The organism is Stomatobaculum sp., assembly GCF_057248925.1.
The window spans coordinates 77,047-95,039 of sequence record NZ_DBHIHF010000008.1; the positions used below are offsets into that span (position 1 = coordinate 77,047).

Genomic DNA, 17,993 nt, shown 5'->3' on the forward strand with positions numbered 1-17,993 from the left:
AAGGAGAAGAAAATGAATCCGACAAAAATTCGCTGCCCGAACTGCGGGAACAGCATCCTGGTGAAACAGAGCGGCAAGGTCAGTTGTCCGTCTTGCGGGACTGCGCTCTATGTCGAAGAAAAAGACAAGGCAGTACAGATCAATGTGAATCTCGGGGGGGCGCCGAAACCGAAGGAAAAGCCCGGCGCGCTGCTTTTCTTCTGCGCAGCGCTCACGGTGCTCCTCTGTGTATTCATGATCTTTCTGCCGCTTCTCGACCGACTGTTCCGAAAGAAAGAGACCAAGGCAGCGGCAAAGTATGCGACGACTTTGACAGACCCGGTGCTCGGCACAGTGCTGTCGGAGGCATTGGGGAAGGACGCCGCCGCGTTTACTGAGGAGGACTATCGGCGCGTCCGGGCGCTTGCGTTTGACAGATCGAACAGTGACATCCTGTGGGCAAAGGTAACACTCGACGATGCGAGCGAAACGAGGGTCCCGCTGGTACACGATAACAATATTGAAATCGACGGAACCGCACTGCAGGTCTTTTCAAACCTCGAGGAACTCCGGGTGTTGACGGATGATATCACCCTCTCTTTTTCGTCGGAGCAGTACGCCGATACGCTCGGCAATTTAAAAAAGCTGAAGGTACTCTACCTGCAGAATAACAGTGGTTATTCCACCGGTCCCGCGGGGCTCGCAAAACTGGTCGCGGATCCTGCGGCCATTGAGGAACTCGGCGGTGTCATGCTCTACGATGCGGACGATGTCGATATCCTGGTCAAACGGTTTCCCGCGCTGAAGACTTTGTATGTCGGTTACCGCGGGGATAAGGTCTCGCTGTCGGGGTTAAAGGCGCTCGGACAGCTGGAAACCCTCGGAACCGAGCTCTCTGCCGACGGAAACGAAGATCTGCTCGAGCTGAGCGGTGTGAAGAAAATGGAGCTCGGAGCCTCGGCGCAGGGCGACGGCATCAAGGATTTCCGCTTTCTCTCGAGTCTCACGCAGCTTGAGAGTCTGACGCTCGAAAATGCCTATGAGATGAAGAGTCTCAATGTGCTGGAGCCGCTTGGCAATTTGCAAGAGCTCCGTATTTCGAACGGCAGGGAACTGCGCAGTCTGGAGCCGCTTCGCGCACTCACAGGTCTCCGTTCACTGGACATCGGCGATAACATGGAGCTCACGGATTTGAACGCGCTCAGCGCATTGACGGGACTTCGAAAACTCCGCGTCGCGAACGCCGATTGGTCGTTGAAGGGGACACTGCCTGACCTGAGCGGTCTGACTGCACTGGAAGAACTCGAAGCCGATGAAGAGGATTTCGCACAGTTTGCGGCTTGCAAGAGCTTAAAAAAGCTGACGCTCTTCATGAATCGATTCGGCGACAGCGCGGATTTTACGGCACTCGCAGGCCTCGATCAGCTGGAAGAGCTGTATCTGAATTTCGATAGAGTCGACGAAAAGCCGGTGCATATCGAGAGCCTATCCGCCCTGCCCGCCCTTCGGAAACTGACCATCGTCGGCGAAGACGGCCCGCTGCCGCTGGGGGCGTTTCCGCAGGTCACGGACATCACGGTAATCGGAAATAATATTGTGGAAAATTTGAGTACCGACGCACTCCGAATCGATCCGGCGCCCGACGGCGAAAATACGGCGCTTACGCGGCTCACCGTCATCGGATTTCAGGGAGGCCTTCAAATCGGCGGTTACGGGAGCGAAACCAAAGACTCTGCGGCGCTTTCGGTTCTCTCGCACTGCACGGCGCTCCGCGAACTCCGCCTGAATCACTGCGGACTCACCGATCTCACGTTTGTAAACGCAATCCCGAATGTCGAGGTGCTGGATATCGTCGGAAACCGCATAGAAGATATTTCTCCGCTCACGGCGCTCTCAAAGCTTCGCGCGCTTTACTGTGCTGACAATGACATTCAAAATATCGCTGTTTTGCAGGGCAAGGGAATTTTATTGCTCGAATAAATATAACTTTTTGAAAAACAATACTTGCACAGAAAAAGAGAGTTTGCTATAACTCTTTATAAGGAATTGCTTGTATAAAACAGGGTGTTTGGAATAGAAAAGAGGAGAGAGAATGCTGAACCCGGGAATCAAAGGACATCAGGAAATCACGGTTGAGGAAAAGGATCTCGCCATTCATGTCGGCAGCGGCACGGTCCATGTGCTCGCGACACCGATGATGATTGCGAATATGGAATACACATCGGCAGCTTCGGTCGAGGAACTGCTCGGCGAGGGCAAGACGACGGTCGGTGTCAAGGTGGATGTGAGCCATGTCGCTGCGACGCCGAAGGGCATGAAAGTGACCTTTGACGCAGAGCTTCTGGAAGTCAGCGCGAACGGTAAAATTCTCACCTTCCATGTCGAGGCGCACGACGAGTGCGGGCTGATCGGCGAGGGAACGCACCAGAGAGCGGTTGTGGATCGGGTGCGTTTTGATGAAAAAACGCAGGCAAAACTCGAGAATAAATAAGAGAAAAGGATTTGGAGGAGGAAACAAAATGGCACGCACAAAGGGCGCAAAGAACAAGCCGACACTCAGTGTCGCCGAGAGACTGCAGAAGGCAAATGCGGAGCTCACGGAACTTCAGGAGGCGGTCAAGGCCAAGAAGGCTGAGATCAAGGAGCTGAAGAAGGAAGAGAAGAGCGAAGCACAGCAGGTCATCATGAAGGCCATTGAGGAGAGCGGCAAGACGGCCGAGGAAGTCCTCGCGATCATTCAGAGACAGTAAACCGGGAAGAGAAGCGCGGCGCTTGCGTCGAAAAGCAGACAGAGAAGCGCCGTGCAATCGAAAAAGAACAGAAGAAAGCCCCTGCGGGATCCGTGAAAACGGCCACCGCGGGGGCTTTTTTGCAAACAGGAGATGCCTCGGTATGCGTGTACGGCCCGGGGAGGTGCCAAGCTCAGATGAGCGTCTGAAATTCGATTTCTTCGAGCGACCAGACCATACTGTCGGTCTGCACGAGAGCACTCTTACAGAAGGGGCAGATGCGGGCGTCGGCGCGCTGCAGCGGGGCACCGCAGTGCGGGCAGGAGATGCCGACAATCTTTTGATAGCCGCTTTTCACATTGACACTCTGGGCGTGGACGAGGACCGAAGTGACGCTGGTCTCCACCCGGTGCGGGGCAGCGAGCGCAGCGGCGCGCGCCTTGCCTTCGCTTTTTTTGACGGCCTCGCCCGACAGGGAAGCGAGAAAGCCGACGGAGCTTACAATGCGGATTTCCGTCAGGGTCGGCAGATTCTTATAGTCCGCAATCGCGGTCTTGTGAATCACAATGTCGGAAAAGCTGCGTGTCAACTCATTCATACGGTCATCCTCGATGGCGAGGCGGACGCGCTCCCGAAGACTCTCGGAGGGCGCGGAGAGCTTGCTTAAGTCGAGTGCCTGCCGCGCCGCGAGCACCGAAATCAGGCGCTTTTCAATCGCAATCCGTTCTTCCGGCCAGTTGAATGCCGGGAAATCGCGGTTGATGGTCGGCAAAAAAAGTTTGGTCATGTCCGGAACCGAGCGCTCGGTGGGACCCAGTTTTTTGCTCTCCTCGGCTGCGCGGAGCAGGGAACGCAAATCGCGGAGAAAGCCGGTGAATTCGCCGAGCGGACGCCGGAAAATCCACGGAATCAGAAACAGAACAACGAGGACTGCGAGGAGCGGGCGCAGCGCAAGAAGTATCGCAGGTAAAGTCATAGAAGGCCTCCCGAAAAATAGACAAAGCATTTCGCTTTGGTGTGACCAGTATAGCATAAAATGCTATACTATGCGGGAAAGAGAGGTGTAGAGCGTGCGAGAAAAACGGGAGAACCGGGTGGTCAGACAGACGAGACAGATGGACAGGGGACTTTTCAGACGACCGCTGGAATTTCATCCGGTGCGTCGCAGCGCCTTGATCGGCGCGACGGTCGCGCTGCTCTCTCAATTTTATTTTAATGTGATCAGCAGTGATTTCCGCATCTCGATTGCGGTCGTGCTGTTGCCGGTCCTCCTAATGACCATGGGGGCGCAGATACACAGCCTCTCGGTCTGCGGTTTTACGGCGCTCATTGTTTTTTTGTTCCGCGTTCTGGTGGCTGTCGGCAGCCGCGGCTACACGAGCGTCCGCCTTTACCAGCAGTTGCCGGGCGCACTGTTCTATGTCTGCTACGGTATTTTATTCCGCCTGCAGATTCCGAATAAGCGCATCACAACCTTACCGCGGGTCGTCACAGCCGTGTTTTTTTGCGACCTGCTCTCGAATGTCGCCGAACTTTTGCTCCGCGCACTGTTGCTCGGCACGGCGGTCAATGCGGAGCGGGCGCTGTTTGTGCTGTTTCCGATTGCGCTGCTCCGCGCGGGGCTTGTGCTTCTCGCGCTGGTCATGGACCGGCAGTACCGGGAGCTGCAGGTCCGGCACGAACAGGAGAGCCGCTATCAGCGACTCTTCCTGATGATCACGGGCCTAAAGAGCGAACTCTATCTGATGCGGAAAAATTCCGAGGAAATCGAGCGGGTCATGGGCAATGCTTATCACCTCTCGGAGGAGCTCCGCGCCCAGGCCCTGCCGGAAGAGATGCAGCGCCGCGCACTCGACATCGCCCGCGATGTCCACGAGATCAAGAAGGACTATCTCCGCATCATCAGAGGACTTGAGGAGACAGCGGAAAATGAGTATGACGAGGATCACATCCGTTTTCGGGAGCTCATGGAAATTCTGGATGCGACCTCAAACGGGGTGATTCGCGAGAAGCAGCTCGATATTCGGCTGATATACGACTGCCGCGACGATTTTCTGACGCGGGAACACTATGCGCTGATGACTGTGTTAAAAAATCTGGTCGGCAATGCGATTGAGGCCATTGAGGGCGACCGCAGGCGCGGCACGATTACGGTGTCGGAGCGGCAGGCGGACGGCTGTTATCTCTTCGCGGTCTCGGACAACGGCCCGGGAATCTTGCCGCGCAAACTGGATAAAATTTTCCGCCTCGGCTATTCCACCAAGTTCGACGAGCGGACCGGCAACCTCTACCGCGGCGTGGGACTCGCCGGCGTCAAAAATATGGTGGAAGAACATTTCGGCGGCACCATAGCGGTGCGCTCGGAGCCCGGCAACACCTGCTTCTCCGTGAAAATTCCGGCAGAGGCAATTGCATATACGGAAGAGGAGAGGGCTGTTCATGGAGAGAGAACTTAGGATTTATATCGCGGAGGATGACGGCGGCGTGATCGATACCCTCCGCGATTTTATTGAGGATCAGGGACTCGGAGAAGTGGTCGGCAGCTCCGAGGACGACGGCGGCGATGCGTTGCAGATTGCGGCGCTGCAGCCGGATTTGATTCTGATTGACTTTCTGATGCCAGGAAGAGACGGCGCCGAACTCGTGCGCTGTCTCCGCGAGAAGGGCTGCCGCGCCAAGTGCATCATGCTGTCCCAGGTCACGCAGAAGGACATGATTGCAAAGGCCTATGACGCGGGAATCGATTTCTTTTTGAACAAGCCGATCAATATCGTAGAGCTTCGCGCGGTCATCGGCACCGTTGTGCGGCAGCTCGAAAACGAGAGAACCATAGAGGCGCTGCGCCGTGTGCTGTTTTCGGGTCAGCCGGCAGCGCCGCAGGACACGGATGAGGAGAGCCGGCGGAAAATCAACAACATACTCGCAAGCGTCGGCATGGCGGGCGAGAAGGGAAGTGCGGACATCCTGAATCTCTGCCTCTTTGTGAAGCGGGAGCAGAAGTCATTGCAGCAAGAGAGTATCCGGGAACTCTGCTCCGAACTCTCGAACAATCCGAAGAGTATGGAACAGCGCATGCGCCGTGCGATTGCGGTCGGCTTGACGAACCTCGCGCATCTAGGACTCGAGGATTTTTTGAACGAGAGTTTTACGCGCTACGGCAGCACGCTCTTCCGTTTTGAGGAAGTGCGCGCGGAGATGGATCTGATTCGTGGTAAAAAAGACTATGGCGGAAAGCCGTCTATTAAGAAATTCATCGAAAGCCTTATGCAGCTCGCCGAACAGAACGGTTAAATTCGAACGGAATTTGTGAAACTTCTTGAAACTTCTTGAAGCCCTATTTTATAATATAGATATCGGTTATCGGCATGGGTCGGGAGGACCGGGTAAGAACCCGGCACCGTGCCGACAGGGGGAAAAGGAGGTTTCTATGCAAACAGTAAAGCTTGATATGTATCAGGCGCTTGCGATAGCAGTCGTCATGCTGCTCATCGGCCGCGAATTGGTCGCGCGGATTGAATTTCTCCGTCGCTACTGCATTCCGGCACCGGTTGTCGGCGGACTTGTCTTCGCAATCGTGCACGCGGTGCTCCGCGGCACGGGCGTCATGGAATTTGACATGGACGTCACCCTGCAGAAGGTCTTCATGACCGCATTCTTCTGCTCGGTCGGATATATGGCGGCCTTTGGTATGCTGAAAAAGGGCGGTATCGGCGTCATTCTGTTCCTCGGTATTTCCGCGGCGATGTGCGTGATTCAAGATCTGGTCGGCGCGATCGGCGCAAAGGCCTTCGGCCTTGACCCGCGCATCGGTCTCGCGATGGGTTCGATTCCGCTGGTCGGCGGACACGGAACCGCAGGTTCCTGGGGACCCTTCCTCGAGAATCTCGGCGTCGCGAACGCAACCACGGTCGCAGTCGCTGCCGCAACCTACGGTCTGATTTCGGGCTGCATGATGGGCGGCCCGATTGCCTACGCAAAAATCAAGAAGTTCGGCTTAAAGTCGAAGGGCCTGAATGCAGACGGCGCGAAGGAAGCACATCCGACCACAACGGTCGATGTCTCTGCGGACACCGCAGCGCTCGATGAGAACAATGTCCTGAACGCAGCGCTCTACATTGTCGTTGCGGTCGGCGCGGGAACCGTGGTTTCCTTCTTCATCGGCAAGGTTCTGACGATGCCGGCTTACATCGGCGCTATGATCGTCGGTGCCATCATCCGCAACGTCCAGGAGGCGCGCGGCGTCAAGATGCCGATGGGTGAGATGAATGCGCTCGGCAATGTCTGCCTGTCTCTCTTCCTTGCACTCGCAATGTGCAACCTGAAGCTCTGGCAGCTCGTGGACCTCGCGGTTCCGATGATTGTCATTCTGCTGATTGAGACCGTCGTCATGTGGTTCTACGCATCCTTTGTGGTCTTCAACATCATGGGCAAAGACTACGATGCGGCTGTCATTTCGTCCGGTTTCTGCGGTTTCGGTATGGGCGCAACCCCGAACGCAATGGCAAACATGCAGGCAATCACGAACATCTACGGTCCGGCCCCGGTTGCATTCATGATTGTGCCGCTGGTCGGCTCGCTCTTCATCGACTTCGTGAACGGCCTGATTATCACGGGCTTCGCAGGTTTCCTGACGAGCTTCTTCCATCTGTAAGCTGTACATTTTTTGCAAGCCGGTCGGCGTATAACCCGGTATAGGCCGCCTATCGCTATCTACAATAACCAATTCGAGAAGACTGATAGCCAAGATTCAGGGAAAGTGTTACAATGGTTTCATCGTGAGTGGGTAATATATAGAAAACCTGCCACATAATTGTTTGTATCATCTTATTTTCTGTAGGAGGAAAGTGACATGAGCAAGTTGAATCCGTACATTGAGAGAGTCATTGCCGAGGTTAAGGCGAAGAATTCGCACGAGCCGGAGTTCTGCCAGACGGTCGAGGAGGTTTTCTCTTCGCTGAGCCCGCTGGTCGACGCACATCCGGAGTATGAGAAGAATGCGATTCTCGAGAGAATGGTCGAGCCGGAGCGTGTCATCATGTTCCGTGTTCCGTGGGAGGATGACCAGGGCAACATGCACGTGAACCGCGGCTATCGCGTTCAGTTCTCGAGCGTGATCGGACCCTACAAGGGCGGCCTTCGTTTCGCTCCGAACGTAAACCTTTCTATCATCAAGTTCCTCGGCTTTGAGCAGACCTTTAAGGATTCGCTCACCACGCTTCCGATCGGCGGCGCTAAGGGTGGTTCCGACTTCGATCCGAACGGCAAGAGCGATGCCGAGATTCAGAGATTCTGCCGTTCCTTCATGGAAGGCCTGTTCCGCTTCATCGGACCGGATGTCGACTGCCCGGCAGGCGACCTCGGTGTCGGCGGCCGTGAGATCGGCTACATGTTCGGCGCTTGGAGAAGACTGACCTCCTCCTATGCAAACGGCGCTCTGTCCGGCAAGGATCCGCTGTTCGGCGGTTCCGCATTCCGTCCGGAGGCAACCGGCTTCGGTGCTGTCTACTACCTCGAGGAGGTTCTGAAGCACGAGAAGGACGAGATGAAGGGCAAGAGAGTTGCTCTGGCAGGCTTCGGTAACGTCGCATGGGGCGTTGCAACCAAGCTCGCTGAGCTCGGCGCTAAGGCTGTCACCCTGTCCGGCCCGGACGGCTATGTCTACGATCCGGACGGCGTTACGACGAAGGAGAAGATCGACTACCTGCTTGAGATGAGAGCATCCGGCCGCAACAAGGTCCAGGATTACGCTGACAAGTTCGGTGTTCAGTTCTTCGCAGGCCAGAAGCCGTGGGGTCAGAAGGATGTCGATATCGTGATGCCGTGCGCAACGCAGAACGACGTTGACCTCGACGAGGCAAAGAAGATTGTCGCGAACGGCATCAAGTACTACATCGAAGTTGCGAACATGCCGACCACGAACGAGGCTCTGAAGTATCTCCTTGAGCAGAAGAACATGATTGTTGCTCCGTCCAAGGCTGTCAACGCAGGCGGTGTCTCTGTCTCCGCACTCGAGATGTCTCAGAACTCCGAGAGACTCTTCTGGGACGGTGAGGAAGTTGACAAGTGGCTGCACAGGATCATGAAGGGCATCCACGACGGTTCCGCAGCTGCAGCTGAGCGCTACGGCCTCGGCTACGACCTCGTTGCCGGTGCTAACCTTGTCGGATTCGAGAAGGTTGCAGACGCTATGATTAAGCAGGGTCGCGCACTGTAAGTTAAACCAAACAAGACTGAGGCGACCGGAACACAAATTCCGGTCGCTTTTTTCTAAGAAACTGTTTTTGAACAAATAGGAGGAAAGTAGCGATGAAGTGCCTGATTACAGATGCTGTGTATCCCGGCATTGCCGAGGAGCTGAAGAAGTTCATGGATGTGAAGACTTCCGACGGGAAGCCGCTCTCCAAGGAAGAGATGATTCGCGAGATTGCGGATGCGGATGTGCTCATCATGCGCGTCGATCCGAAGATTGACCGCGATGTTCTGGACGCCGCAAAGAACCTGAAGGCAATCGGCGTCTGCGCGGTCGGTCTGAACCATGTTGATCTCGAGTACGCGAAGGAGAAGGGCATTCAGGTCTTCAACGCACCGGGTCTCAACGCAAATGCGGTTGCGGAGCTCACAATCTCCAAGATGCTCGACATCTCCCGCCACACGATTCCGGCAAACCAGGACGTCAAGGTCAATCACATCTGGGATAAGTACAAGTATGTCGGCAGAGAGCTGCGCGGCAAGACCCTCGGCGTGATGGGCTTCGGCCGCATCGGCCGCCGTGTCGCCGAGCTCGCAAAGGCGTTCGGCATGACGATTGTCGCGTACGATCCGTTCCTGAAGCCCGAGGACTTTGAGCGCGAGGGCGCAAAGGGCATGGGCATCGACGAGCTGATCAAGGTGTCTGACTTCATCTCCCTGCACATTCCGCTGACCCCGGAGACCAAGGATCTCTTCAACAAGAAGTCGATCGCAGAGATGAAGGACGGCGCAGTCGTGCTCAACATGAGCCGCGGCGGCATCGTCAACGAGCAGGATATGTACGAGGCACTCTGCGCAGGCAGAATCGGCGGCTACGCTGCCGACGTGATGGAGAATGAGCTCGCAGGCAGCGGTCTCAGCGGCAACGACGAGTTCCAGAGCCCGCTCTTCTCCTGCGACAACTTTGTCATCAGCCCCCACATCGGTGCGCAGACGGTTGACGCTTCGAGAGACATCGGTCTCCACATCATCGAGAAGGTCAAAGAGGTTATGAACCTCAAGTAAGAGTCCATACGAGTTTTACAGACGAGACAGCTGTCCGCAGGCGCGGGCAGCTGTTTTGCGTTTTAATGTAATTTGTCATTCCCATTGCGGGTTGTGTATGAAATAATAGGAAGAATCCGTTCGAATCCCGAAGGCGGTGTCGGCACTGTCTCGTTTTGTCTGTTTCGCCGAACGCGCGGAAAAACAAGGGGCATAGTAGCGCAGCGGAATGCGAGAGCCGTGCGGCGCAAAACAGCGGGAGAACGGAAATCGGCAGAGCAAAGAGAGCCGTTGAGAAGCGGGAATAGCAGTGCAGGGAACAGAGACAAAGAATCTTACCGGAGGCAGGCACAGACAGCGTCAGCAGATGCGGGCAAGGAGTCCGGCGGAGAAACGAAAATAGGAGAAGAGAATGAAGACGGGTGGAGGACGGCAGAAAGAAATCGCAACAGGGATGCGCAAAAAATATTTCTCAAAAAAATGCTAAAATGCAGTAACCAATCGGGGGACGCTTGCGTCTTATCTGATAGAGAAGCAAAACGGGGGAAGTTTGCATGACGGAACAGGAATTACTCGCGCTCTATGAGCAGCGGGATCAGAGAGCAATACAGGAGACGGAAGCTGCGTACGGACGCTATCTTTCCAAGGTGGCGGGTGCGGTGCTCTCCTCGCGCGAAGACGTGGAAGAGTGTCTGAATGACACCTGGCTTCGGGCGTGGAACAGCATCCCGCCGGAAAAGCCGAAGTATTTCCGCGCGTATTTGAGCCGGATTGTCAAAAATCTGGCACTCAGCCTGTTCCGGAAACAGCATGCAGAGAAACGTTGCAGCGAGCAGTATCAGCTTGCATTGGATGAGCTCGATGAGGACGTACTCCCGACCAGCGAGAGCACCGAGGAGGTTGCGGACAAAAACCGCCTCGCGGTCTGCATTGACCGCTTTCTGGAAAAGCTCCCAAAGACGCAGCGGATTCTCTTCGTGCGGCGCTACTTCTATACCGATTCGATTCAGGAAATCGCGCTTCGACAGGGTATGAGCGAGAGTGCCGTGAAGGTGAGTCTATATCGGATTCGCAAAAATTTGGCACTTGTCTTGAGAGAGGAGGAATTTCTTTGAGGAGTCAGGACATCATGGAGGCAGTTGCCAATATCTCGGAGGACTGGATAGAGGAGGCTGCGGAGCAGCCGTTACAACTGCCGGAACAGAAGGAAATTTCCGCGGATGAGAGCAGGGTGCGGCCAATCAGGCGTCACCGGTTTCGCTCGATACTCGGCGTTGCGGCGAGCCTCGCGCTGATCAGCGCAGTGCTGCCGAACTTAAACCGCACGACCGCCTATGCTCTGCAGAGCCTGCCGATTGCCGGTGCCTTCTTCCGTCTGGTGACGGTGCGCGACTATACGCTCGCAGAGGGCGGGCATACCGCGACCGTGCAGGTCGGAGAAATCCAGCCGGAGAGCCAGAGCGGCACACAGGCCGTCCGCGCGGAAAAGAGTGCCGAGGAAGTGAATGCGGAAATACAGCGCATCACGGACGAGCAGGTTGCAGCGTTCCGAGAGGAAATGAAGCGTGAAGGGTACTCGAACCTGGAGCTCTCGACCAAAGTTGTGACCGACAGCGATGCCTGGTATTCGGTCTGTTTGACGCAGGTCCGGCAGAATGCCGACAGTGTAGAGACAAACCGGTATTTTACGATTCGGAAGAGCGACGGGAAGCTGATGCAACTCAGTGACCTGTTCGCGCCGGGCAGCGATTATGTGAAGACATTGAGTGAGGAAGTCAAGCGGCAGATGCAGGCGGAAATGACCGGAGATTCCGGAAAAGTTTTCTTCCTGAGTTCGGAGATTCCGGAGGATGATTTCAAAGAAATCAAGAAGGACCAGAGTTTCTATGTGAACAGTGAAGGCCGTCTGGTCATCTGCTTTGACGAAGGCGAAGTTGCGCCGATGTCGGAAGGAAGCCTACAGTTTGTGATGCCCGAGAATTTGTCGGGTCTCGCAATGTAAATCCGAGAGAAAGGAGGACATGCCAAGAAGAAAGACAAACGTTGTATCATGCAACAAATGAGAAGCACAACCCCCAAGAGAAATAGAGCGCTCTCCCCCGAGCGCTCTATTCATTTGCGAAAAAGCGGCTCCGACCGCTTTTTTGTTGCGCAAAGATTGAGAACTAAACATACATATATAACTTGAAAATGATAACAAAATAAAATAAAGTATGACTATAGCATCGCGAAAGTCGGACAAAATTCGGAGAGGAGAACAAAAGATGGGAGAGCAGCCGGAAGCATTACAGCTTGATCCGCAGCATCTGCGGGAGCGGGACTATGAGGCAGCGCAGGCGTATACCGATCGTTGTCCGGACCTCCCGCTCTTTACCGAAACCTCGGACAAACAGCGAGAGGCGAGACAGGCGGCAAAGGCGGCAGAGCGGGAATCTCTGTTGCAGGGACTCCGCTTTCTGCCCGAGACCGCATCATCCCCGCAGGACGAGGTACAAAAGAAGAGCGAGGCGGCGGGGCTTTTCGCTGCGCCGCGCACAGTCAGCTATGTGCGGACAGCCGCAGAGCGAGAGACAGAAAACAGGCTTCCGGGATTCGCTCTCGCCGGATTTGCGCTCCTCTGCTTTTTCTTCGGTCTCCGGCAGTTACAGAGAGCCGAGCGCCACAGACAGAGCGACATGAAAACAGAAGAATTTGCGAAAGGTGGCTTACGGAATGAACATAATTATCGATAAAGATGAAAAATGTGAGTAATATTGTAAGTTAAATGTACAAAATCACTTGACTTATGTTTGTAAAGTTGATAGTATTGTACTGTAACCGCTAACCGCACCTAAGAGAGGAGTTAACAAATGGCAGGTCAGATTCGCGTCACACCGGAAACCATGCACGGCAGAGCAACCGAGTTTCGCACAGCCAAAGGAAACTTTGAGCAGGTTATTCAGACCATGAGCAATCTCATCACGACTTTGCAGGATGAGTGGGAAGGTGAGGCGAGCCGGCAGTTCGCCGCACAGTTTGAGTCGCTGCGCCCCTCGTTCAACGAGATGGCCGAACTCATTGAGAGCATTGCCAGACAGTGTGACGGCGTGGCAGAGGCGACCGAGAGACTGGACAGCGAAATGGCACGGAAGTTTTCGTCCTGACAGACTGAAAGGCGGGAGAGAGGGCAGCCGCCCTCTCTCTTTTTTCGGGGGAGGTGAACTCTATGCAAAAAAGCCTGTATGCGGCCATGGTGGCTTTTTTTCTGTCGGGATTTGCGATGGGCAGCGGCTATACGGGGTTACAGAGCCGGGCGGCGCCGACGCCTGTCCGGGCGGCACAGTACAGTCGGCGGATTGCGGTGGTCAATCTGGATAACGGCGTACGGCGCGGCGAAAAACATCTTTACTATGCGGCCGATGCGATGGAGTTTCCGGACGCCGATTTTGTCTCTGTGAGTATGCCGGAGGCGGAGAGCGGTGTGCGGAGCGGTTATTACGCGGCGTATCTCGTGATTCCCGGAGACTTTTCCGAGAAGGTTGACAGCATCTCCTGCCATCCGGAGCAGGCAACGGTGCGGTATCACCTCTCTGCGGAGTTGCCGCAGAGCGAGCGGGCAGAGTTGCAACGGCGGCTTGACAATTTCGGCGAGCGGATGAACCAGAATATCGTCTACCTCTACTTTCACGCGGTGCTCGGTGAATTTCACGGGGCTCAGGATGCTGTGCAGACGGCGCTCCGAAATCAAGCGGAGGAGCTTAAGCATGTCAAGGGGCTCGGAAGCGAACAGTGGATACAGCGCGCGGAACTGCCGGAGCGCCCGGGAGAACCGGCCCCGTCTCAAAAAGCCGAACTCACTCGTCGCGCATACGATGCGCTGCTGGCCGAGAGCGAGCAGGAGGCACAGATTCTGACGCGTCTGCTGGATGAGCGGGAGCAGCTTGAAAAACGCATGGAAGAACTTGCGGAAGAGGGGGTCGCGCTGGAGGCTATCGGCGAGGATGGCGAGCGGAAATTACAGGAGCAGCTTTCTCTCTACCACAGCCGGATCGAAGAGAGTCGCGGTCAGCTCACAGAAAAGCTCGCGAGCAACTCCAATGCCGCTGTGCTGCATACGACAGGCTTCCTCTCGCGGACGGCCTCGGCGTCAAATGCCGTTTTTCTGGCGAGTCCCTCGGAGGCGCTGTCCCGAGAGGATGTGAGCTTCTGGCGCGAGGAGAGGAACTGGCTTGCGAGCGCTTCGAATGCGACACGCGACGCGCTTTACGCGCTGGAGGGCGAACTTACACAGGAGACAGCCTTCCCCGAGGAGACGATGAAACAAATCGTCGAAAACGATATGGTTGCGGCCATGCGGCAGCGGCGGGAGGCGACACTCACGGAAATACGGCGGGAGAGCGAAACGTTTTCAAACGCAATCTTCTCGGCCGAGCAGACAGAGGCCGACAGCAGAGCGCGTCGCAGTGCGCAGCGCGAGGCTGTGCGGCAGGAGCAGGAGCAGCTGCAGAACAGCATACACGAGGCAGACCGGGAACAGCGCGAGGCAAAGCAGCGTGCCATGCAGTACAGCGAAGCGATATATCGCGCGTTTACGACGGCGGAGCAGGACAGCGAGGCGCGCGTCAAGGCGGCGGTCGGCGGCCTGCAGGAAAAACTCGGCGTCGGCGCGACGGAAAACGAGCGCCTGTTCGGAAGCTTTTCGAAGAAACTGCCGCACACACGAAACGGCAGTCTGCCGAATAAGGAGAGCTATGAGAAGATGGCGGCACCGCTTGCACTGCGGGAAGAAACGCGGAGAGATATTCCGACGGTGCCGGTGAACTCAGTGCCGAAGCCGCCGGAGCGCACAGAGAAGGCTGCGGGACGGCTGCAACCCCGGCAGGTAACGGCAGCGCTTCTCTTGTTGCTGTTCGGTTTCGGTATGAGTTTTTATGCGCGGCGAAAGGGCTGAAAATAACGATGGAAATTATGATTACGGTGCGGGAGGATACGCGGGAAGAGACGCTGATTCTGGATGACGGTCTCATGATACGGGAGACGCTTGAGCGTCTTGCGGCCAAGGAAATTTTCAGCCGACAGGCGGCGGGCTGCTGCTATGTGCGCTCGCGCCTTTGCCGCGAAGTCCTCTGCACCGCGCAGTCCTTTGCGACAGCCCGCATTGTGAGCGGAGATGCGCTCGAACTGATCTGAGGAGGAGAGATGGACGCGACAAGACGCATTTTTATCCGGAATGCAGAGTCTCGCGCGGAGAGAGAAAAGAGAGGATTGCTCGCCGTGAGCAATCCTCTCTTTTGTCCTTGCGGGATAGAGGAGGCGGAAAACGGCTTCTTCTTTTGCTTTGTGACGGAAGAGGACTGGCAGGACTTCACGGCGGCTGCGGCGCTGGAGACAGAGGAAAAATTCCGCCTGCTCGCCAACTGTGCTGCGCTCGAAGCCGCCCGTGCGCACTATTACTTTGTACTGTCTCCGGACAATCTGATTTTTGACCGGAATTTGTGCCCGCGTGTTCTGGTGCGGGATGCGGCGGCCGAGGAGGATACGAAAGAAGACTTTTTTCGCGCTTACCGGGCCCTGGCGGCCTCGCTGCTCTCGAAACGCCATACCTATGAGGACTTTTTGGCGGGCGGCGAGCGGCTGTTCCGGGCGGAAAAGCAGCTCTCGGGACTCGCGCGGCAGACCGATTCGAAGGAACTCTCGGCTTATTTTTCGGCGCAGTGGGAGAGTCGGAAAAAAAGACGCCGGGAGAAAACGGTGCGGGTCTCGAGACAGCGTCTTCTTCTGACCAGCATTGCGCTCCCGCTGCTGAGCATCGCCCTGCTGGCCCTCGCTGGCAGTTTCTTTTACTGGTATCGCATTCGGTTTCGGAAAGCGGAGCGGTTGATTGCGGCGGCGGAGGCCTATCTCCGAGAGGACTATCTCGCGGTCGGAGAGGCGCTCCGCGGGGTGAAGCCGGGAGAACTCTCGGCGGAAGGCAGATATATGCTGGCGCGCGCGAGCATCTTTACGGAGGGACTTACCCCCGTGCAGCGTGAGCATATTCTGGCGGGGCTTCATCCAAAGAGCGATGAGGAGACACTGCGTTTCTGGATTTACATCGGACAGAACCGCTTTCCCGAGGCGCTCGATGCGGCAAAACGGCGCGGCGACTTAGAGATGCAGCTCTATGCGCTGTTAAAAGAAGAAAGCGTGCTCGCCGGGGATCGCACAAAGAGCGGGCAGGAGAAAGAAGCAGAGGAACGGCGCATCGAAGCGGAAATCGAGACACTCCGGAAAAAGATGCAGCCGGAACAGGAGGAGACGAATGAAACGCTATCTGTACCTGCGGAATGAGTCGGTTCTGGAGACACTGGCGCCGCTGAAAGAGGAAGGGGCGTCGCTTCTCGCTGTGTTGTCCGACGAGCAGTCATACTATTTGCCGCGGGAGAAAGTTTTCTTCGGGGATCGTGCGCCCTGCCAGCTGATTTTCCCGGGGAAAGAACTCTTTGCCGTGCTCTCCCCGGAAGGAGAATTTTCGCTTTACCGGGGCGAGGTTTACCAAAACGGCAGAAAGCTGGAGGCAGGGAGCGTGCGGCTTGAGACAGGGGACAAGCTCTTTTTCGGAACCGTGCTGCTCTGCTACCGGGACGAGAACTTGCTCCTCTGCGGCAAGGGTGTTTTGTGTTCGCTCCCGCCCTGCCTCGCCGAGTCGAAGCTCCCGCCCGGGTTTCCGCTCTATGACCGTGCGCCGCGGCGCCTGCCGCCGCCGATTCAAAAGAGCATTGAGCTTTTGCGTCCCGAGAATCTCCCGGAAGTTCAGCGGGGCGAGCAGCTTCGCCGCCTCCTGATGCCGCTCGGCACGGTGCTCGTGATGGGAGGTACGGCCTTTGCGCTGGGGCGCGCCTCGATGTTTGCGCTGAGCGGCGGCACCGTGTTACTCACGGTCTGCTTTGCCGTCATCGCGCTGTTGCAGGGGAAAAAGAACGCCAAAGCGCGCATGGCGGAGAGAGCGGAGGGCTATGCGGCCTATCTGCTTCGCATGCAGAAGCGTTTCTTTTCGCTTCGGGAACAGAGTATACAGGCCGCCGGGCTGACGGCACCGGAGACCGGTGAACTGCTTTTGATGGCAGAGCGCTATGCGGCTCGGATTTATGAGCGCAGCCCCCGGGATGCGGATTTCATGTGCCTCGTACTCGGGCGGCAGCGGCAGGCGGCGCCCTATGCCATACGGTTTTCGGAACAGGAGACCAAGCGGGAAAGGGATCCTCTCTGCCTCGAAGCTCTCGCATTAAAGCGGGAATTTGAAACTTTGCCGGATATGCCGGTCGTTGTGAATCTCAGAGAGTCCCAGCTTGGCATCCTCGGCGCGCCGGAGCTGTGCCGCGCAGTGCTCTCGAATTATCTGTTCCGGCTCTGTTTTTTTCAGAGTTACCGGGATCTCTCGATGATTCTGCTCTGCAGGACATCGGACAGCGCGCTGTACCGAGCTTTTTCCTGGTGTCCGCAGTTCGAGGGAAAGGATTTTCGGTGCAGCGGCATTCTGTCCCATACGCAGGAGGCCGAGACCGTGCTCGGCGGTCTTCTGCAGCAGATCAAAGAGAGAAAACGGAAGGCGGGGGAGGAAAAGAAAAGCGGATATTTTTTGCCGCAGTATCTGCTGGTCGCAGAGGATGCGAGCCTGCTTGCGGGGCACAGTCTCCTGTCCTATCTCGACGAAGCTTCGCCGGAGCTCGGCATTTCGCTGATTTACTGTGCCGAGCGGCGGGAACAGCTGCCGGAGAGCGTGAAAACCATAGTTTCGGTCGAGGGCGGCGGTGAGGGGGTGCTCTGCCTCAGAAACGGCCTGATAGCGACAGAGCGCCTGCGGCTCGAGCTTCCGGACGACGCGGACATCGAGCGTGCGGCGCGCCGTCTCGCGGGTCTGATTCATCGCCGGGATACGAGCGAGGAACTGCCGGAGAAACTCGGCTTCCTCGAGCTCTTCGGCGTGCAGAGTCCGGAAGAATTGCAGATTGCGGCGCGCTGGAAGAAAAACCGGGCGGCGGACGGGCTCGCGGCGCCGCTCGGGGTGCGCACGGCGGCGGAGACGGTCAGCCT

The 17,993-nt window shown here is 56.5% G+C and carries 17 protein-coding genes; 16 read left to right on the forward strand and 1 reads right to left on the reverse strand.

Features of this window, described 5'->3' with window-relative positions; genetic code table 11:
• Window positions 1-12: 12 nt before the first annotated feature.
• From ACO4XG_RS04210 to ACO4XG_RS04220, 3 genes are all read left to right on the forward strand, one after another.
• Window positions 13-1,959 carry a leucine-rich repeat domain-containing protein gene (locus ACO4XG_RS04210; RefSeq protein WP_308508171.1) on the forward strand — a complete coding sequence of 649 codons (1,947 nt, stop codon included), beginning with the start codon at window positions 13-15 and terminating at the stop codon, window positions 1,957-1,959.
• A gap of 112 nt (window positions 1,960-2,071) precedes the next feature.
• A complete protein-coding gene (locus ACO4XG_RS04215) occupies window positions 2,072-2,470 on the forward strand; it encodes a thioesterase family protein (protein WP_308508170.1) in 399 nt (132 codons plus the stop codon).
• Between the two features lie 28 nt (window positions 2,471-2,498).
• Window positions 2,499-2,729 (forward strand): cortexillin II, encoded by a 231-nt coding sequence (locus tag ACO4XG_RS04220; RefSeq protein WP_308508169.1) that lies wholly within the window; start codon window positions 2,499-2,501, stop codon window positions 2,727-2,729.
• Between the two features lie 172 nt (window positions 2,730-2,901).
• Here the strand turns inward: ACO4XG_RS04220 and ACO4XG_RS04225 are convergent, their stop codons facing one another.
• Window positions 2,902-3,684 carry a zinc ribbon domain-containing protein gene (locus ACO4XG_RS04225; RefSeq protein WP_308508168.1) on the reverse strand — a complete coding sequence of 261 codons (783 nt, stop codon included), beginning with the start codon at window positions 3,682-3,684 and terminating at the stop codon, window positions 2,902-2,904.
• Window positions 3,685-3,778: 94 nt separating this feature from the next.
• Here ACO4XG_RS04225 and ACO4XG_RS04230 point away from each other — a divergent pair, with 94 nt between their 5' ends.
• From ACO4XG_RS04230 to ACO4XG_RS04290, 13 genes are all read left to right on the forward strand, one after another.
• On the forward strand, window positions 3,779-5,164 hold the full coding sequence (locus tag ACO4XG_RS04230) for a sensor histidine kinase (protein WP_308508167.1): 1,386 nt from the start codon (window positions 3,779-3,781) through the stop codon (window positions 5,162-5,164).
• Window positions 5,148-5,999 (forward strand): response regulator, encoded by an 852-nt coding sequence (locus ACO4XG_RS04235; RefSeq protein ID WP_308508166.1) that lies wholly within the window; start codon window positions 5,148-5,150, stop codon window positions 5,997-5,999. The genes ACO4XG_RS04230 and ACO4XG_RS04235 overlap by 17 nt, the downstream gene beginning before the upstream one ends.
• A gap of 136 nt (window positions 6,000-6,135) precedes the next feature.
• Window positions 6,136-7,359: a sodium/glutamate symporter gene (gene gltS / locus ACO4XG_RS04240; protein ID WP_308508165.1), complete on the forward strand. Its 1,224-nt coding sequence runs from the start codon at window positions 6,136-6,138 to the stop codon at window positions 7,357-7,359.
• A 198-nt stretch (window positions 7,360-7,557) separates the two neighbouring features.
• Window positions 7,558-8,922, forward strand: coding sequence for an NADP-specific glutamate dehydrogenase (gene gdhA / locus ACO4XG_RS04245; RefSeq protein ID WP_330670099.1), 1,365 nt, complete (start codon window positions 7,558-7,560; stop codon window positions 8,920-8,922).
• Between the two features lie 92 nt (window positions 8,923-9,014).
• Window positions 9,015-9,962 carry a D-2-hydroxyacid dehydrogenase gene (locus ACO4XG_RS04250; RefSeq protein WP_009532521.1) on the forward strand — a complete coding sequence of 316 codons (948 nt, stop codon included), beginning with the start codon at window positions 9,015-9,017 and terminating at the stop codon, window positions 9,960-9,962.
• Between the two features lie 533 nt (window positions 9,963-10,495).
• Window positions 10,496-11,056: an RNA polymerase sigma factor gene (locus tag ACO4XG_RS04255; protein ID WP_308508164.1), complete on the forward strand. Its 561-nt coding sequence runs from the start codon at window positions 10,496-10,498 to the stop codon at window positions 11,054-11,056.
• On the forward strand, window positions 11,053-11,943 hold the full coding sequence (locus ACO4XG_RS04260) for an RsiV family protein (RefSeq protein WP_308508163.1): 891 nt from the start codon (window positions 11,053-11,055) through the stop codon (window positions 11,941-11,943). The genes ACO4XG_RS04255 and ACO4XG_RS04260 overlap by 4 nt, the downstream gene beginning before the upstream one ends.
• A gap of 262 nt (window positions 11,944-12,205) precedes the next feature.
• Window positions 12,206-12,673: a hypothetical protein gene (locus tag ACO4XG_RS04265; protein ID WP_308508162.1), complete on the forward strand. Its 468-nt coding sequence runs from the start codon at window positions 12,206-12,208 to the stop codon at window positions 12,671-12,673.
• Between the two features lie 117 nt (window positions 12,674-12,790).
• Complete coding sequence (locus ACO4XG_RS04270) at window positions 12,791-13,084, forward strand: WXG100 family type VII secretion target (RefSeq protein ID WP_308508161.1); 294 nt, start codon at window positions 12,791-12,793, stop codon at window positions 13,082-13,084.
• A 62-nt stretch (window positions 13,085-13,146) separates the two neighbouring features.
• Window positions 13,147-14,871, forward strand: coding sequence for a hypothetical protein (locus ACO4XG_RS04275; protein ID WP_308508160.1), 1,725 nt, complete (start codon window positions 13,147-13,149; stop codon window positions 14,869-14,871).
• Between the two features lie 8 nt (window positions 14,872-14,879).
• Window positions 14,880-15,110 (forward strand): hypothetical protein, encoded by a 231-nt coding sequence (locus tag ACO4XG_RS04280; RefSeq protein WP_308508159.1) that lies wholly within the window; start codon window positions 14,880-14,882, stop codon window positions 15,108-15,110.
• Window positions 15,111-15,119: 9 nt separating this feature from the next.
• Entirely contained in the window at window positions 15,120-16,250 is a 1,131-nt protein-coding gene (locus ACO4XG_RS04285; protein ID WP_308508158.1) for a type VII secretion protein EssB/YukC, read from the forward strand.
• On the forward strand, window positions 16,222-17,993 hold a 1,772-nt coding region (locus tag ACO4XG_RS04290; RefSeq protein ID WP_308508157.1), incomplete at its 3' end, for a hypothetical protein. The genes ACO4XG_RS04285 and ACO4XG_RS04290, both read left to right, overlap by 29 nt.

What these genes read in the sequence shown, in the direction of transcription:
- gltS (WP_308508165.1), top strand. Translation starts at nt 6,136, where the DNA reads ATGCAAACAGTAAAGCTTGATATGTATCAGGCGCTTGCGATAGCAGTC.
- gdhA (WP_330670099.1), top strand. Translation starts at nt 7,558, where the DNA reads ATGAGCAAGTTGAATCCGTACATTGAGAGAGTCATTGCCGAGGTTAAG.
- ACO4XG_RS04235 (WP_308508166.1), top strand. Translation starts at nt 5,148, where the DNA reads ATGGAGAGAGAACTTAGGATTTATATCGCGGAGGATGACGGCGGCGTG.
- ACO4XG_RS04215 (WP_308508170.1), top strand. Translation starts at nt 2,072, where the DNA reads ATGCTGAACCCGGGAATCAAAGGACATCAGGAAATCACGGTTGAGGAA.
- ACO4XG_RS04280 (WP_308508159.1), top strand. Translation starts at nt 14,880, where the DNA reads ATGGAAATTATGATTACGGTGCGGGAGGATACGCGGGAAGAGACGCTG.
- ACO4XG_RS04275 (WP_308508160.1), top strand. Translation starts at nt 13,147, where the DNA reads ATGCAAAAAAGCCTGTATGCGGCCATGGTGGCTTTTTTTCTGTCGGGA.
- ACO4XG_RS04220 (WP_308508169.1), top strand. Translation starts at nt 2,499, where the DNA reads ATGGCACGCACAAAGGGCGCAAAGAACAAGCCGACACTCAGTGTCGCC.
- ACO4XG_RS04225 (WP_308508168.1), bottom strand. Translation starts at nt 3,684, where the DNA reads ATGACTTTACCTGCGATACTTCTTGCGCTGCGCCCGCTCCTCGCAGTC.
- ACO4XG_RS04210 (WP_308508171.1), top strand. Translation starts at nt 13, where the DNA reads ATGAATCCGACAAAAATTCGCTGCCCGAACTGCGGGAACAGCATCCTG.
- ACO4XG_RS04270 (WP_308508161.1), top strand. Translation starts at nt 12,791, where the DNA reads ATGGCAGGTCAGATTCGCGTCACACCGGAAACCATGCACGGCAGAGCA.
- ACO4XG_RS04265 (WP_308508162.1), top strand. Translation starts at nt 12,206, where the DNA reads ATGGGAGAGCAGCCGGAAGCATTACAGCTTGATCCGCAGCATCTGCGG.
- ACO4XG_RS04250 (WP_009532521.1), top strand. Translation starts at nt 9,015, where the DNA reads ATGAAGTGCCTGATTACAGATGCTGTGTATCCCGGCATTGCCGAGGAG.
- ACO4XG_RS04255 (WP_308508164.1), top strand. Translation starts at nt 10,496, where the DNA reads ATGACGGAACAGGAATTACTCGCGCTCTATGAGCAGCGGGATCAGAGA.
- ACO4XG_RS04285 (WP_308508158.1), top strand. Translation starts at nt 15,120, where the DNA reads ATGGACGCGACAAGACGCATTTTTATCCGGAATGCAGAGTCTCGCGCG.